Below are 16,513 nucleotides of genomic sequence, written 5' to 3' on the forward strand. Positions count from 1 at the left end.
TTATTCAAAATTAAATAACAAGGCGATAGTTCAGGTATTGGGCAGTTCTTTGGGCTGCGAACTTTGCTTTTTGAGCCAAATGTATAATATTAATCTATTGAAATTATTGGTTAATTATATAAAATCTGTTTGATTTTTAGAGAGTGGAATAAGCAGTTTTTATTCAAATTCTCAGGTGCATCGCATAAATCTTCATGCTACACTACGCTGAATCGGGCATTCACCCGATTTTTTTATGTGGCTGCTTTTTGTGTGGATGCTTCCACGGTGAACAGATTTTAGGTTTGAAACATGACCATTTCAGAGACATGGTTGCTCCCTGACGGGGTGGCAGATGTATTACCCGAACAAGCGCAAGTGGTTGAAACACTGCGCCGAGAAGCTTTAGATTTCCTTGCAGTTCGAGGTTATCAATTGGTCTATACGCCATTTATTGAACACATCGAATCGTTGTCCTCACTTTCCGAATCCAATCAAGATTTAGATTTAGTTACTTTCAAAGTAATTGATCAACTATCTGGTCGTTTGCTTGGAATTCGTGCAGATATGACACCGCAAGTTGCACGTATTGATGCACATGTTCTTCCAGTTGAAGGCGTTGCGCGTTATTGCTATGCAGGCACAGTATTACATACAAAACCACAGAACTTTAATGCCACGCGTGCACCTTTACAGTTAGGTGCGGAATTGTATGGTCATGATAGCATCGAAGCTGATGTTGAAATGATCGATGTAATGTTGGCTTTGATAGAGCACACGCATAATCTAGATGGTGTTCACTTAGATTTAGGGCATGTTGGTTTATTCCGCAGCTTGGTCAAACGAGCAGGGTTAAATAAAAATATTGAAAACCAACTGTCAGATTTATATCAACGTAAAGCTTTGCCTGAGTTAGAAGAATTTACTCAAGATTTGGCAATGGGCGCTGACTTTTATGCGCTTGGGCGTTATGCAAGTGATTTAGATGCATTACAAACGCATTTAAGCCAAGATATTTTAAATGATGTTGATTTTAAAAATGCATTTGATGCATTAAAAACAACATTTGCTCAAATTCAATCACAGTGGTCTAACCTGAATATTGGGATAGATGTGATCGAATTACGCAGTTATCACTATCATACAGGTTTAATGTATGCCATTTATGCGCCTAATCGTGCTGCACCACTGGCACAAGGTGGGCGTTATGATGGAATAGGTGAGCATTTTGGACGTGCACGTCCAGCAACAGGATTTAGTTGTGACTTATATGCTTTAGGCGCGGCACAGTTTGTAGCAATAGAAACTGTGGTTGCACCTAAGGGTTATGAGCATGAGTTATTAAAGGCAATCGCAGATGCACGAAGCCAAGGTCTACGTGTGGTGCAATTGTTAGGTAATGATGATCTAAGCTCGGTACCTTATGCGACCCATCAAATGGTGTCGCAAAATGGACAATGGGTGATTGAAAAAATTTAATTGCTAGGTTGTAACAGCTTAGTTTCCAATTTTAACAGCATGATGTAATGAGGCTATTATGGGCAAAAATGTTGTGGTACTTGGTACCCAATGGGGCGACGAAGGCAAAGGCAAGATCGTCGACCTGCTCACAGATCAAGCGGCTGCGGTCGTACGCTATCAAGGTGGACATAACGCGGGTCATACGCTTGTGGTCGGTGGTAAGAAGACTGTATTACACCTCATTCCATCAGGTATCTTACGTGAAAACGTATTGTGCTTAATCGGTAATGGCGTAGTTCTATCTCCTGAAGCATTAATCAAAGAAATGGCGATTTTGGAAGCGGAAGGCGTACCTGTTAAAGATCGTCTACGTATTTCACCAAACTGTCCGTTAATTTTGCCAAACCACATTGCACTTGACCAAGCACGTGAGAAAAAACGTGGCAATGCCAAAATTGGTACAACAGGTCGTGGTATTGGTCCGGCTTATGAAGATAAAGTTGCACGCCGTGCTGTGCGTGTAGCGGACTTGATTCGTGGCGGTGCATTGCTTGAAGAAAAACTTCAGGAAATGCTTGAGCTGCATAACTTCCAACTTTCTCAATTCTATGGTGTTGATGAAGTTAAGTTCGAAGACGTACTTGCACTTTGCAATGAATGGCGTGAAGTGCTTGTACCATTAGTGATTGATGTAACCAAAGTGTTACATGATTACCGCAAAGAAGGTAAGGCAATCATGTTTGAAGGTGCGCAAGGTTCATTGCTTGACATCGATCATGGTACTTATCCGTACGTAACCAGTTCAAACACAACTGCTGGTGGTGTGAGCTCAGGTTCTGGTATGGGACCACTTCATTTAGACTATGTACTTGGTATTACCAAGGCTTATACCACTCGTGTTGGTGCAGGCCCATTTCCAACTGAGTTGCACTATGATGCAGTGACAGATCAAGGTGATGCGATTGGTCGTCATTTGGGTACGGTTGGGCACGAATTCGGTGCATCTACTGGTCGTCAACGTCGTTGTGGTTGGTTCGATGCTGAGATTTTACGTCGTTCAGTTGAAGTCAACTCATTGTCTGGTATTTGCTTAACTAAACTTGATGTTTTAGATGGTTTGGAAGAAGTGAAGATCTGTGTTGGCTATGAAGATGTAGATTCTGGTTGTGTTGGTTCATCTGATGCGATTTCATTTGAAAGCTTAAAGCCGATTTATGAAAGCATGCCCGGTTGGAGTGAGTCTACCGTTGGCTTAACTCAAATTGATCAACTTCCAGCGAATGCATTGGCTTATGTGCGTCGTATTGAAACGTTAATTGGTTGCCCAATTGATATCGTTTCAACTGGTCCTGACCGTGCAGAAACAATCGTATTACGTCATCCATTTTCAGCATAAGCTGAATCGGTGATAAAAAAGCTCTCAAATTTGTTTTGAGAGCTTTTTTTATGGAAAATTTTTGAAAAAGAGAGATGATTGCATGACTTTAAAACTGATAGCTGAGGACTTTATTCAACCAGATAAAATTGAAATCGTTTTACCGCTTTATCAGGAGCTTGTTGAGAAAACAAAAGCTGAAGTAGGATGCATCGCCTATGATCTTTATCATGATATAAAGCAGAAAGGGCATTTTGTTTTTATTGAAGAATGGGTTGATCGAGCTGCTTTAGATCAGCATGTTCAATCAGAGCATTTTCAAAGGCTTGTAGATCAAATTGATCTATATCAAGTTCGTGCAGGTCGTTTTACTCATTTACATGGTTTTGAGACATTATTACAAGAATAGTTTTTTGTGCATTTAATATATTGATCAAAGCGGCGACGATAGCAAAAAATCAGATTTTTATTCCTATCTTTGTTATTTCACAGCTTGAAAGATACCCGTTATATTTGTTTTACGTTCAAACAAAGAGGGTCTTTAGCTATGACGAAAAAGAGTATTCGCTACAATGGATATGAATTAGCATGCCGATGTTAAGTTATATCAGAGCGATTAAAAAGGTACGAACCAATTCTGATCAGGCGGGGAGCAGCGTTGGTTTGAACATTTTAATATAATAAAAACAATCCTATTTATAAATAAAAAATTCTAAAAAATCTGAGAGAACCGAAAGGTTCTCTTTTTTTATAAACCAGTCGATCCATATAGATAGATATAACCCAACATTAGGCTATGTAATTTTGTATTATTAAATATGACACTATAATCATTAGGATTATAAACTCCATTAGTACATTTTAGATCATAAATTCCACACGAAAATGGGTAAAGTATTAAGTTGGGCGGGGTTAAAGAAACGTATTGAACTTGATTGTTTTGGATACCTATACTTAATTCTTCAAGTTGAAAAGCTGCTTGATTGTGGTTGGTAAATGAAAGTTTTTTATATTGAGTTGATAAAGATGATTTTTGGTCTAGTTCTGATGGAAGAGCTGATACATTCAAGGTACGGGATTGACTTGAGGGTAATTGAACTTTAGTAGGAGCTTCTGTAAGAATACCCTCAATAAAGCCTGAAAGAGTGATTGTATTAGGCAATTCGTTTGTCCATGCTGACTTACTTAATAAGAGGTTATTAAAGTTAAGCATTGCTTGACCAGTTTTTATATTGATTGAACTTATAATAGTAGGGCATGGGTTGTCATTTTTAGAACAGCGAAACTCTTGCTGTATGCTTAACTGCCTCCCATTTTTCTTAAATTGTATAAGTTTAATAGAGTTTGGCGTTGAGTTGATTAGCTCATCGTAGTTGGCTTCTAGACGATAAAGTGTATTTGTATCAATATTAAAATCAAATTCTAGCTGATAACTTTGTTTAAATTGATTGTTCTCTTTAGTAAAAATTTGAGTGTAGCGATATACAGGCTCATTTACATTTTTGGACTGAGCAGAAGGTAGAGGTGTGTTTAAAAATTTTAAGTCTGTTTTAACCTCAGTCTCTACTTTCGGCGTAGTGTAGTTGGTATCTGAATTTGAAGAACCACCTCCACAGGCAGATAAAAATATAATTGTGCTCAAAAGACCAAGAATAGATATACGCTTATTGTGGTTATACATTTGAATTCTACCAATAGAGATATTGTATAAATTATCTGTATTTGATTAATGATAATTTTTCAATGCCATTATATAGAATGTTATGTGCACATGACCATTTATTTATTATTCGTCATTAATTTCCTTCACTGCATTATAAACAACAGTAGGTTCAATATTTAATAATTTTTTACCAAAGCTTCTTAACCACCACACCAGTTGTGAAGTAAAAGGGACTGTGGCACAAACCACAACGATATTTTCCTCTATAGGCTCAATAACCTGATCCTTGCTTAGCTGACTTTCATAGAAACTTTGAGCTGTGCTTTCAGTCATGGTGAGTTTCAACTCAACTTGCTCAGTTGCTTTACTATAATCAACACGGAAACCCAGTGCACCAGAATCAATATAGCTATCAATATCGAAATTCACAGGATGTAATGCACGATTATCTAATACCTTTGCTGCTTTAAAACGGTGCAGTGCAAAAGTTTGTACATCAGTTTTGTCATTTCGTGTACAAATCAAATAAATCACAGCACCTTTTTGGACCAAAGCTAAAGGATTAAGGATATAGCTTTTGTCTTCACCTTGATTGATTCTTGCTCGGTAAATACACTCAATTTGTTTGTCTTGTAATAGCCCTTCATAAATCGCTTGTTGCGCGTTTTTATCCACCATAGGTGGAATTAATGGTTGATTGGCAGGGACAATACGAACTCGGTTGATCCATTGTCTGACGTTGTTTTGAGTCGATAGACTGCGCTTTGCAAGATCAAACCAAGGTGTCATTTCTTCAAGTAAACTCGGTGGTAGTAGATGGCGTAAATGTTCTTCAACCATCATAAACGTTACCGCTTGCGAGCTGGTCATATGTGGCAAGCTTTGAATTGGCGCATCTGAACGCCAGCGCCAGCCTTGTGGAACAGTTTTATTGCTCTCAATAGGGAAACGTTGTGCAATCTGATTTAAATCACGTTGGATGGTACGAAGACTGATTTCAATTCCTTCACGTTCCAATATTTCTTGTAATTCACGTGTACCCATCCATTTTCCTGTGGAGAGACGGGATAAAATCTGCCATTGGCGATAAAGGCTATTCGAGGTTTCTTTTTCTTGTATGGATGACATAAGCTGGTTACGTAATTTAATGATCTAAAGCAGACACAATAAAAAAACTACATCTATTTAGCAAGCCCCTCATATTTAGATTACCTATTTACGACTGAAATGTACTCAAACTTGCTTAAGTATTTTAGATCTGATCAAAAAACAAGCTCCTTGTGTGAGTGGCACTGAAATTGCTTATTCATAGTATAAATAAACGATGAGACGAGGTTTATATGTCAGAACAAGAACACAACCTAGATATCAGCACAGACTACTACACAGCTGATCAAACAGCGACAGTCTCGGTACATTCATCTACATTTACCCCACAGCTCAATGTCACAAAGAATTTATTTGAGCAACTTAAATCACAGTTCTTTAATGAAATGCTAGACGATAAAAGTTTTAACGGTGAAGCATCAAAAAAAATTGAACAATGGTTAAGCCGCCATAGTCTTGACGAGTTGAAGGTGTTCGGTGCTGAGGCAAAACAACATTTTTTATATCAAGGTATTACTTTTAATGTTTATGCGGATCAGGAAGGGGTAGAACGAACGATTCCTTATGATTTGATTCCACGTGTGATTGAAAAAAAACAATGGGAGAAGATAGCAGCAGGCTGTACTCAGCGAGTCAAAGCACTGAACTATTTTTTAGACGATATCTATCATGGACAAAATATTTTAAAAGAAGGTTTAATTCCAGCGCATCAAGTGATTACACATGAAGCCTTTCAGCCCTTTATGCTAAACCATCACTTACAGGGCAAGGTTTATTCACAAATTAGTGGGATCGATATTGTTCGAGATAGTCAGGGAGATTTATTTGTGCTTGAGGACAATTTAAGAACACCTTCTGGAGTGTCTTATATGATGGAGAGCCGTAAGATTAGCCAAAAACTGATGCCTGATTTGTGTATAAGTAATAATTTACAGGGCGTAGAGCACTTCCCCAGCGTATTGCGAGAAATTTTAGAAGAAAATGCATATGTGGATCATCCCTTAATTGTTGTTTTAACGCCAGGTCGCTTTAATTGTGCCTATTATGAACATGCATTTTTGGCACGTGAAATGGATGTACCTTTGGTGACGAGTCGAGATTTATTTGTAGAAGATGACAAAGTTTTTGTCAAAACGATTCGTGGTCGTCAACAAGTTGATGTGATTTATCGTCGGGTGGATGATGATTTTTTAGATCCATTAATCTTTAGACCTGATAGTTGTTTAGGTGTTGCTGGTCTTATGGCGGCATATTTAGAAAATAATGTTGTGATTGCCAATGCGCCGGGAACAGGAGTGGCAGATGACAAGTCTATCTATCCTTATGTGGATCAGATGATTCAATTCTATTTAGGTGAAACACCGATTTTAAATAATGTTCCGACTTATCAATGCCGAGATGCTGAGCAGCTTGATTATGTGTTGAGTAATTTGGAAAAATTGGTTGTAAAAGAGGCACAGGGTTCAGGTGGTTATGGCATGTTAATTGGCCCTCAGGCGAATGAACAACAAATTGAGAAATTTAGACAAAAAATCATTGAAACACCACATTTATATATTGCACAAACAACTTTAGCTCTGTCCGTTGCACCGACGCTGACTGCTGAAGGCGTGGCAGAACGTCATATTGATTTACGTCCATTTGTGCTGAGTTCGCCTCATCGTACTGAAATTGTTCCCGGTGGTCTAACCCGTGTTGCGATGCAAGAAGGTTCGCTGGTGGTCAATTCTTCGCAGGGCGGAGGAATTAAAGATACATGGGTGGTTGAAACATTACCTTCTTAAACGTCTTCCTTACGAAGCTTTAGTCTAAAACACGAATCTGTATTTTATCGGAGCGTGTTTTAGAGGATTTTATAATATAAGGGAGGACATATATGGTTTTACTTCGCTCAAATGCCGAACATATTTATTGGTTAGGTCGTTATTTATTTAGGATTGATCATGTTGCTCAACAGTTGCCATTAACAAATGACCAGCAAGCTGCGGCGTTTGCTCAAGCGCTTTATTTGCAGATCGAGGATGCTGAAAGTTTAAATCAGTTTATGTTAGATCGAAAGCAGCCCTATTCATTGTTAAGTCAACTTGAGGTTGCACGAGATAATATTCAAGAATTAAGAGGATTATTATCGTCACAAGCTTATGCTGAACTCAATCACCTCATAAAAAATGCGCCGTCAGATGCTTTGATGATTAGTGATATAGTGAAGCAATGTTGTGCGATTTTAGACGCTGAGCAAGAGGAAGTTTGCTTATTTCTACACATTGGACAGAACGTGGAATGTATTGATACGTACTTCCGTTTTCAACATGATATTAACAATGTACTTGATACGATTGAACCTGTCATTGAGCGATTATTTCATATAGGTTGGAGCGATTTGCAGCCAAGTTGGGAAATATTGAAAGATCAGCCTTATTTAAATCAGTTTTATGCATTTACTTATAAGCTGGAAAATCAATTCGAGGTAAGCTCATGAAGTTAATGGTGAACCACCAAACCCATTATCGCTATACAGAGACTGCACGGAATAGCGTGCAGTCTATAAAAATGATGCCTCAAAGTTCTCAGCATCAAATCGTTGAGACTTGGCATGTGAGCGTGCCAGGACAATATACCTGTAAGCGAGATGCTTTTAATAATTTATGGATTACTGCAACTCAACGTCATGATTATCGTTATTTAACCATCATGGCGCAGGGGATTGTTGATTTATTGGATACTGAGCTTGGTTATTTTGAAAGTGATCTTAGCCCGATGCTGTTTCAGCAACGTACCGCAATAACCTGTTGTGATTTAGCCATGTCAGATTTTGCTCATTCGGTGGTTAAGGTTAAAGATCGTCAACATTTAATTCTTCTATCAGAGAAAATATTACAGCAAATCGCTTATCAACCAGCAAGCACATCTGTCACAACCTCAGCGATTGATGCATTCTATGCAGGCCAAGGTGTCTGCCAAGATCATGCACATGTATTGATTGCGATGTGTCGGGTGTTACAATTACCTGCACGTTATGTTTCGGGATATTTATACGATCGAAATCAGCCACACCTTGCCAGTCATGCATGGGCAGAAGTTTTTTTGGATAATCAATGGTATTGTTTCGATGTAAGTAATCAAATATTTACACCTCAGAATCATATCTATGTTGCAGTTGGACGTGATTATCTAGATGTTGCGCCGATTCGTGGTGTCCGTGAGCAAGGTGGCGTTGAAAGTATGATGTCTACGGTTCAGGTACTGGCTTGTTGAATGTAAAGAGAGAAAGATGACCTATTGTTGTGCATTAAGATTAGAGCAAGGTTTGGTGCTGATTAGTGATACTCGAACCAATGCGGGGGTCGATCATATTTCTGTATTTCGTAAATTACATACCTTTGGGGTCGAGGGTGAGCGTTTTATTGCACTACAAACAGCAGGGAACTTGGCAACCACTCAAGCGGTCATTGGACATCTTCAAAACGCTTTAACTTTACACCAAGAGCCAAATCTTTATACGGTAAATACCATGTTTGAAGTAGCTGAACTGGTGGGTAAGACCTTGCGTCGTGTTTTAGAGGATGTTACGAGCAATACACATGAACAAATGAATTATTCATGCAGTATTTTGGTGGGTGGTCAAATCTTGGGTGAAGATATGCAACTCTATAATGTTTACCCTGAGGGTAATTTCATCCGTGCAACCACGGATACACCGTACTTCCAAATCGGCGAAAGTAAATATGGCAAACCAATTTTAGATCGTGCACTCCACTATACGATGCCTTTAAGTGAAGGTTTACGGTGCTCATTAATTTCTTTTGACTCAACTTTGCGTTCCAATGTTTCCGTGGGGCTACCTTTGGATGCGTTGGTTTATCATAAAGATAGTTTTAAAAGCCCTGCTGCCAAGCGGATAAATGAAGAAGATCCATATTTTACTCAGATCAGTAAACAGTGGTCAGAAACCTTGCGCCGTGGTTTACAAGAGTTGCCTGAGCCAACAAATGATTATGGTTTATAAGAATCTGAAAAATCCAAGTCACCTTAATCAGTATTTCTGTTGTGAGTCATTTTTAAATTAAGGTGTCATTTTTTTGATCAGGATATGATCCAATGCCATAAATTGAGGCTTTGATGTAATCAGTATAGCTAAGATCAGCATATATAGAAGATCGTGAATATAAAACAACCAACTGAACCAGCTAATCGAATCTAGATGAGGTGGGATCGTATGGATTCCAACCGTATAAAGTGCGGTAAGACAAATGATCAATAATAAAATACTGCTGATTTGGGTCAATAATCCAATAATCAGTAATAAGCCCGCTAGCATTTCGGTTGCAGAAACAAATGTACTCATGATCTCGGGAAATGGTATCCCTGCGTCAATAATGGTTTCCAGCATAATGAGTTGATTTTTCTCAACGAAAAGTTTATTGAAACCCGTTGTGAAGAAAAAGATGCCGATAGAAATTCGTACCAAAAAAAGAACAAATTGCGGTATCGGCATTTTATAGAGAGGATTATCGTAAATAAGTTTCAACATTCTTTTTCAATTAAATCGTCAAAACTGTATTAAAGATAAAACAAAAAAGGAGAACAAGCGTTGTTTGGTTACGCGTATATTCGCCGTGATGGTCTTTGTGTTAAACGACAGAGTAGTTCATATCCAATAGTACCATTGGCATCTGCAACCTCATCGACTAAACGTGTTTTCCCCCAAAGCTCAACCTGAGTTCCTATTTCGGCTTGAATGTCTGTGACATCAATGGCCATCATATCCATACTGACACGCCCGACAACTGGAACAAGTTGTTGATCAATGGCAACAAAGTTTGGCTTGATATAAGCGCGAGGATAACCATCACCATAGCCAATAGAAACGATGGCGATATTCATATTTTTTGATGCTGTGAAGAGGGAGCCATAACCAACATGTTCACCCTGTTGAATATGATTTAATGCAATGATTTCAGCACGAAAAGTCATGACTGGTTTTAAATCTAGTTCATGTGCATTTTTATCCGCAAAAGGGGTGGCACCATAAAGCATGATGCCTGGACGGACAAAATCAAAATGTAGTTCTGGGTATTTATAAATGGCTGCGGAATTACAACAAGAAGCCATAATTGGCTCACAGGCTTGTTTTATTTGTAAGAACTGATCTATTTGCTGCTCGTTTAAAGGGTGATCAGCATCAGCATTGGCGAAGTGCATTGCCAAAACACAAGTGAAACCTTCAGATTTTAAGCGTTGAATGACATCAATGATTTCAGTACGTTTGAAGCCTAAACGGTTCATGCCACTATTGAGTTTGATCCACACTTTTAAGCCGAGTGTGTTATAAGCATTTTTATGTTGAATCAGCCATTCGACTTGTTGGGCGTGATGAACGATGCATTCAAGTTGATATTGAATCACATGTGCCATTTCATCTTCAGAAAAAACGCCTTCAATTAATGTAATGGGTTGCGTATATCCCAGTTGCCTGATTTCTAAGGCCTCTTCTAAGCAGGCGACACCAAAGGCATCTGTGGTTTCTAAGGCGGCTAAGCAGTCTTTGATTCCATGTCCGTAGGCATTGGCTTTAACCATGCTTACAATTTTTGAATGTGGAGCTAGTTGTTTGACACGGTTTAAATTATATTGCAGCGCAGAACTGTCAATATAAACTGTTGCTTGGCGCACCCTGATTTCTCCTTTGGGACGACTTGGAAAGTATATAAAGCAAGTATTAAATTAGATGTTATTCATCGTTATCATATTGGGCATAGAACTCTGGTGAGAGATTACTAAAACGAGTGTACTGTCCTTCAAAAGCCAGACGCACCGAACCAATCGGGCCATTACGTTGCTTACCGATGATGATTTCAGCGGTACCAGCTTCTTTAGATTCTTTGTTATAGACTTCATCGCGGTAAATAAACATGATTAAGTCCGCATCCTGCTCGATCGCTCCAGATTCACGTAAGTCAGACATAACAGGGCGTTTGTTTGGTCGGTTCTCCAAACTACGGTTAAGCTGGGACAGTGCGATGACAGGACATTGCATTTCTTTTGCTAATGCTTTCAAACTTCGAGAAATTTCAGAAATCTCACCGACACGGTTATCTCCCATACCAGGGACTTTCATCAACTGTAAATAGTCGACCATGATACAGCCAATTTTGCCGTCATGCATTTTGGCGATACGACGTGCACGTGCTCTGAGTTCCGTTGGTGGCAAGGCAGAGGAGTCATCAATATACAATTGCATTTGTTGTAATTGCAGAATTGTTCCAGTGACCTTGGTCCATTCGTCAGCATCAAGATTACCCGATCGTAAATGTCCTTGATGAACTTTCCCCATTGCGGAAATCAAACGCATGGCGATGGAGTCGGCTGGCATTTCCATAGAAAAAACCAGTGCAGGCAGTCGGTTGTATTGCAGTACGCTTTCAACCAAGTTCATTGCAAATGTGGTTTTACCCATAGATGGACGCGCTGCAACAATAATTAAATCTCCTGCTTGCATCCCAGAGGTTTTATTATCGAGTTCTAAGAAGCCTGTGGTTAAACCTGTGATACTTCCCTCTAATTTAGAAAGCTCATCAAGTTTCATAATGACATCGGCAGTCACTGAACTGATCGATTTTGGGCCTGAATCTTTTTTATTATTGTTGTGTTGTTCAGCCAGTGAAAAAATTTGGGTTTCAGCAAGATCAAGAATTTCGCTCACTGGACGACCTTTGGTGTCATAAGCATTTTGCAGAATATCGGTACTTACTTTGATCATTGTACGCAGAGTAGAAAATTCTTTGATTTTATTGGCATAGGTTTCAAGATTATAAAAACTTGAAGGGGAGTCAGCCATCAATTGCATTAAATATTCTTCACCACCAATCGCATCGAGTAGATTTTGTTTGAGTAACCAATCATTGACTAAAACAGCATCATAAGGTGAGTTTTCTTGTGCAAGTTTCTCAATTGCTCGATAAATATATTTATGCCGCGTCGCATAAAAATCATTTTCTTTGAGCATGTCGCTGACTTGTTCAAATGATTCAGCAACCGTCATCAATGCCGCTAAAACTGCCTGCTCAATGGCAAGATTATGGGGTGGGGTACGGAATTCCTTTAGTTGACCTGAGTCACTCATTTTACTCTCTGTATTTTGAGTATTTTTCGTAAAATTGGCATTCGCCTGTGACATAACAAGACCTAATAAAAAGATGAAACTAGTAACAACTGACTATCTTAATCCAAATGAATCGCATCCAGTGAACTTAATTTAGAAAAATTGTTTAATTGGTGAAAAAGTGCAATAGACGCTTATTTTAGAGCCATATGATCTTTTACAAGTACTCTGCGAAGTGCCAGCAGACCTTCATTATAGTGAATGTATATTCTCGGCTTTTACAAACCAGTCTTGTTCAAGGCGTCCATTTTTTAAACGGTATAGTGAAAGACCATAACGAAGATCATTGTTCTTGGCATCTTTTATAAACCCATTCTCTCTACCTAGAGAATATAAAAAGGCGTCAATTAATAAAAGGGCTGCATCTAAAAACCACCAGAAACCTAAACCACCGAAAGTGATCAATTTCAAAATGCCAGTTTTCTTTTTTCCTAGATAAAAACGATCGAATCCGAGAAGTCCAAAAAACATGGCTAAAATTAAGGCAAATAAACGGTTCTTCTTTTTCATTTTATACCTCTATACGGATAAGAATTTTTGTAAAAATTAAAAACTTAATTTATGTGATTTTATTTTCAGATTGATTATGCTTTGCATAGACATAAAAAAAGAGCATGTTAAACATGCTCTTTTCTTTGCAGAAATTACTCAGATACGATAGTAACGAGAACTTCAGCAACAACATCATGATGCAATTGAATTGCGATGTTGAATTCACCAGTGTGACGAAGCGCACCGTTTGGTAAACGAACTTCTGCACGATCTACAACTAGACCAGCATTCGTTAAAGCGTCAGCAATATCACGAGTACCGATAGAACCGAAAAGTTTACCTTCATCACCAGCTTTAGCAGTGATTACGATATTAACTTCGTTCAATTGTTCAGCACGTGCATTTGCAGAAGCTAAAATGTCAGCTTCTTGTTTCTCAAGTTCAGCACGACGTGCTTCAAAAGCAGAAGTGTTTGCTTCAGTAGCAGCTACTGCTTTACCTTGAGGAATCAAAAAGTTACGACCATAACCAGCTTTTACTGATACTTTGTCGCCTAATTTACCAAGGTTTTTAATGCGTTGTAATAAGATAATATCCACAGCTCAACCTCACTTATGATTGTCAGTGTAAGGGATCAACGATAAATAGCGAGCTTGTTTAATAGCTAATGCTAATTGACGTTGATAACGAGCTTTAGTACCTGTAATACGGCTAGGAACAATCTTGCCGTTTTCAGTGATGTACTGTTTTAAAGTGTCGATATCTTTATAGTCGATGTACGCAACTTTCTCAGCTGTAAAGCGGCAGAACTTGCGACGACGGTAAAAACGTGCCATTGAGGTTCTCCTTATTCAGCTTCTTGAGTGACGTGTTGTGCTTCTTCACGTTGAGCTTTACGCGCACGTTTTTCTTCAGCACTTTTCGCAAGTAAAGATTCTTCAGTAATTGCGTGTTCACGACGAATAATGATGTTACGGAGAATTGCATCGTTATAACGGAACAATTCTTCTAATTCATCAAGAGTCGTTTGACCACATTCAACATTCATAAGAATGTAGTGCGCTTTATGAATTTTGTTAATCGGGTAAGCCAATTGACGGCGGCCCCAATCTTCTAAACGGTGAATTTGACCTTCAGCTTCTTTGATCTGAGAGATATAGCGTTCTACCATACCTACAACTTGATCGCTTTGATCTGGGTGTACTAAAAGTACGATTTCGTAATGACGCATTGTCAGCTCCTTACGGTTTAAACAGCCCCTAACAACAATGTTAGAAGCAAGGAGTCATAACTTGAAAAGTTAAGTCGCAAATTGCGAAGCTGCGATTTTAGACAGGTTTAGTCGAAATCGCAAGCGATATTCGTTGTTTGGCGTGAAGTAAGGCGGTAAAGCCTAGATCTGGGAATAAAAAGATAGAGTTGGTCTCTATCTTTTTAAAAAATGGGGAGGAAAGGTGCAGGGCTATTAAAAGTAAAACTAAAGCTCAAACTAATGACAGTAATTAAAATCACTGAAAATAAGAAAAATCGTTTTGCCCAAAGCTGATCATCTTCAGCTTTAAACCCTAAAATACCAATGTAGAACCAGTACGCGCAAAGTGCATTACAGATCACCAAGAAACTAACATCGGTGTATCCATATACATATAAAGCATTCATCGCTAGGGTAAACAGAATCACATAAATAAGTGATTCTATTTTCGTTCTAAGAATAGAACGAGCTACAGGTAAAATAGGAACTCCTGCATTTTTATAATCGTCAAAGCGATAAATTGCGATTGCCCATGAGTGTGGCATTTGCCATAAAGCATATGCGACAAAAATTAAAAGAGCAGCCATATCGAATTGATGACTAACAGCCGTATAACCAATAACAGGAGGACTCGCCCCAGAAATACTACCAATCACGGTTTGATGGATTGTGGTGCGTTTCGTCCACAAACTATAAAAACCGACATAGACTACAAAACCAATCACTGCGAATAAAAATGCATAAGCATTGACATAAAACCAGAGAATGCTAAAACCAATTACACCAAGCACCAATGCATAAAGTAATGCAATAGGAGAGGAGATGGTTTTTTTAACAAGTGCACGGTTCATGGTGCGTTGCATTTTTTGATCGATGTCTTGATCAATTACATTATTCACAACACAACCAGACGCAACCACGAAAGTTGTTCCAATCAGCGTAAGTAATAATAAGAGGTAGTCTATAGAGCCTTGAGCGGCTAGAAAAAAGCCGCCCAAGGTGGTAATGAAATTACCGAAGAGAATTCCTGGCTTAGTCAGGAATAAGTATTTTTTCAGCATGACAATCAGTTTAGATCATCATGTTGTAGTGTAGGTAATTCATAATCCACACAGAGCCGACTAAAAGTACAGCGATACATAAAATTGTGTAGATAAATGCAATTAGATTCCAACGTTGATCAGATGATGTATTCATGTGTAGGAAGTACACAAGCTGTACAAGTACCTGAGCCACGGCAGTGATTGCAATCACTGTAACTAAAACGCCACGACTGAAACCGCCAGCCATCACCATCCCAAAAGGGATGATGGTGAGCAGAACAGAAAGGATAAAACCAACCGTGTATTGTTTTACATTACCGTGTGATGCGCCAGCAGCATTATGATCATGACTACTCATTAGAGAACTCCCAGTAAGTAAACGACGCTGAATACACAGATCCAAACGATGTCAAGGAAGTGCCAGAACAAGCTTAAGCAAGCAAGACGACGTGTATTCGGTAGTGTCAAACCATTCTTCTTGATTTGATACATGAGTACGATCATCCACACTAAACCAGAAGTTACGTGGATACCGTGTGTACCAACCAAAGTAAAGAACGCTGATAAGAATGCACTCTTAGTTGGGCCATAACCTTCATGAACAAGGTGATGGAATTCATAGATTTCCATCCCAATGAACGTCGCACCAAAAATAAAAGTAATGATTAACCATAAAAGGACTTGGTTAACATTCTTTTTATAAGATGCGAGCACTGCAAAACCAAATGTCACAGATGAAATAAGGAGTGCAAAGGTTTCAGCTAATACGAATCCCAAAGAATCATGGAATAAGTCGTATGCACTAGGTGTACCTGGTGGAATATGACTGCTTAATACAGCAAATGCGATGAAGAGTGATCCGAAAAGGATCAAGTCACTCATCAAATATGTCCAGAAACCAAAGACCGTTATATCTGTATCATCATGTTCGTGATGACCGTCATGTCCATGGTTATCGTGATGAAGTACTTCAGCCATA

General features: G+C 38.7%; 19 protein-coding genes. 7 read left to right on the forward strand and 12 right to left on the reverse strand.

What is annotated here, in order from left to right; genetic code table 11:
• Nucleotides 1–291: 291 nt before the first annotated feature.
• The 3 genes from MMP72_RS10825 to MMP72_RS10835 all read left to right on the forward strand — a co-directional run bounded on the left by MMP72_RS10825 (nt 292) and on the right by MMP72_RS10835 (nt 3,224).
• On the forward strand, nt 292–1,458 hold the full coding sequence (locus MMP72_RS10825) for an ATP phosphoribosyltransferase regulatory subunit (RefSeq protein WP_241317171.1): 1,167 nt from the start codon (nt 292–294) through the stop codon (nt 1,456–1,458).
• Nucleotides 1,459–1,516: 58 nt separating this feature from the next.
• Nucleotides 1,517–2,836, forward strand: a complete 1,320-nt coding sequence (locus MMP72_RS10830; RefSeq protein WP_241317173.1) for an adenylosuccinate synthase — start codon at nt 1,517–1,519, stop codon at nt 2,834–2,836.
• Nucleotides 2,837–2,918: 82 nt separating this feature from the next.
• Nucleotides 2,919–3,224 (forward strand): putative quinol monooxygenase, encoded by a 306-nt coding sequence (locus MMP72_RS10835; RefSeq protein WP_241317175.1) that lies wholly within the window; start codon nt 2,919–2,921, stop codon nt 3,222–3,224.
• Between the two features lie 339 nt (nt 3,225–3,563).
• On the opposite strand, the gene MMP72_RS10840 is transcribed toward MMP72_RS10835, so the two are convergent.
• Nucleotides 3,564–4,496 (reverse strand): hypothetical protein, encoded by a 933-nt coding sequence (locus tag MMP72_RS10840; protein WP_241317177.1) that lies wholly within the window; start codon nt 4,494–4,496, stop codon nt 3,564–3,566.
• Nucleotides 4,497–4,601: 105 nt separating this feature from the next.
• Nucleotides 4,602–5,606: a WYL domain-containing protein gene (locus tag MMP72_RS10845; protein WP_241317178.1), complete on the reverse strand. Its 1,005-nt coding sequence runs from the start codon at nt 5,604–5,606 to the stop codon at nt 4,602–4,604.
• Between the two features lie 212 nt (nt 5,607–5,818).
• On the opposite strand from MMP72_RS10845, the gene MMP72_RS10850 reads away from it, so the two are divergent.
• The 4 genes from MMP72_RS10850 (at nt 5,819) to MMP72_RS10865 (ending at nt 9,591) form a co-directional block, all read left to right on the forward strand.
• A complete protein-coding gene (locus MMP72_RS10850; RefSeq protein WP_241317180.1) occupies nt 5,819–7,369 on the forward strand; it encodes a circularly permuted type 2 ATP-grasp protein in 1,551 nt (516 codons plus the stop codon).
• 92 nt (nt 7,370–7,461) lie between these two features.
• A complete protein-coding gene (locus tag MMP72_RS10855; protein ID WP_241317182.1) occupies nt 7,462–8,064 on the forward strand; it encodes an alpha-E domain-containing protein in 603 nt (200 codons plus the stop codon).
• Nucleotides 8,061–8,840 (forward strand): transglutaminase family protein, encoded by a 780-nt coding sequence (locus MMP72_RS10860; protein WP_241317184.1) that lies wholly within the window; start codon nt 8,061–8,063, stop codon nt 8,838–8,840. Before MMP72_RS10855 ends, MMP72_RS10860 begins: the two co-directional genes overlap by 4 nt.
• Nucleotides 8,841–8,856: 16 nt before the next feature.
• Complete coding sequence (locus tag MMP72_RS10865; RefSeq protein WP_241317186.1) at nt 8,857–9,591, forward strand: proteasome-type protease; 735 nt, start codon at nt 8,857–8,859, stop codon at nt 9,589–9,591.
• A 57-nt stretch (nt 9,592–9,648) separates the two neighbouring features.
• Here MMP72_RS10865 and MMP72_RS10870 read toward each other — a convergent pair whose 3' ends face one another.
• The 10 genes from MMP72_RS10870 to cyoC form a co-directional block, all read right to left on the reverse strand.
• Nucleotides 9,649–10,116 (reverse strand): DoxX family protein, encoded by a 468-nt coding sequence (locus MMP72_RS10870; RefSeq protein WP_241317188.1) that lies wholly within the window; start codon nt 10,114–10,116, stop codon nt 9,649–9,651.
• 68 nt (nt 10,117–10,184) lie between these two features.
• Nucleotides 10,185–11,258 (reverse strand): alanine racemase, encoded by a 1,074-nt coding sequence (alr, locus tag MMP72_RS10875; RefSeq protein ID WP_241317190.1) that lies wholly within the window; start codon nt 11,256–11,258, stop codon nt 10,185–10,187.
• A gap of 58 nt (nt 11,259–11,316) precedes the next feature.
• Nucleotides 11,317–12,762, reverse strand: coding sequence for a replicative DNA helicase (gene dnaB / locus MMP72_RS10880; RefSeq protein ID WP_241317191.1), 1,446 nt, complete (start codon nt 12,760–12,762; stop codon nt 11,317–11,319).
• Nucleotides 12,763–12,939: 177 nt separating this feature from the next.
• Entirely contained in the window at nt 12,940–13,257 is a 318-nt protein-coding gene (locus tag MMP72_RS10885; RefSeq protein ID WP_241317192.1) for a TM2 domain-containing protein, read from the reverse strand.
• Between the two features lie 134 nt (nt 13,258–13,391).
• Nucleotides 13,392–13,838, reverse strand: coding sequence for a 50S ribosomal protein L9 (rplI, locus tag MMP72_RS10890; RefSeq protein ID WP_241317193.1), 447 nt, complete (start codon nt 13,836–13,838; stop codon nt 13,392–13,394).
• A 9-nt stretch (nt 13,839–13,847) separates the two neighbouring features.
• Nucleotides 13,848–14,075, reverse strand: a complete 228-nt coding sequence (gene rpsR, locus MMP72_RS10895) for a 30S ribosomal protein S18 (RefSeq protein ID WP_004648825.1) — start codon at nt 14,073–14,075, stop codon at nt 13,848–13,850.
• An 11-nt stretch (nt 14,076–14,086) separates the two neighbouring features.
• Nucleotides 14,087–14,470, reverse strand: a complete 384-nt coding sequence (rpsF, locus tag MMP72_RS10900) for a 30S ribosomal protein S6 (RefSeq protein WP_241317194.1) — start codon at nt 14,468–14,470, stop codon at nt 14,087–14,089.
• 203 nt (nt 14,471–14,673) lie between these two features.
• The gene (gene cyoE, locus MMP72_RS10905) at nt 14,674–15,552 is read right to left on the reverse strand and encodes a heme o synthase (RefSeq protein ID WP_241317195.1); all 879 of its coding nucleotides are present in this window, start codon (nt 15,550–15,552) and stop codon (nt 14,674–14,676) included.
• A gap of 10 nt (nt 15,553–15,562) precedes the next feature.
• Nucleotides 15,563–15,892: a cytochrome o ubiquinol oxidase subunit IV gene (locus tag MMP72_RS10910; RefSeq protein WP_004670633.1), complete on the reverse strand. Its 330-nt coding sequence runs from the start codon at nt 15,890–15,892 to the stop codon at nt 15,563–15,565.
• Nucleotides 15,892–16,512 carry a cytochrome o ubiquinol oxidase subunit III gene (gene cyoC / locus MMP72_RS10915; RefSeq protein ID WP_004670634.1) on the reverse strand — a complete coding sequence of 207 codons (621 nt, stop codon included), beginning with the start codon at nt 16,510–16,512 and terminating at the stop codon, nt 15,892–15,894. Before cyoC ends, MMP72_RS10910 begins: the two co-directional genes overlap by 1 nt.
• Nucleotide 16,513: the final 1 nt, after the last annotated feature.

The organism is Acinetobacter sp. NIPH 2699, from assembly GCF_022549355.1.
Taxonomy (GTDB): Bacteria; Pseudomonadota; Gammaproteobacteria; order Pseudomonadales; family Moraxellaceae; genus Acinetobacter.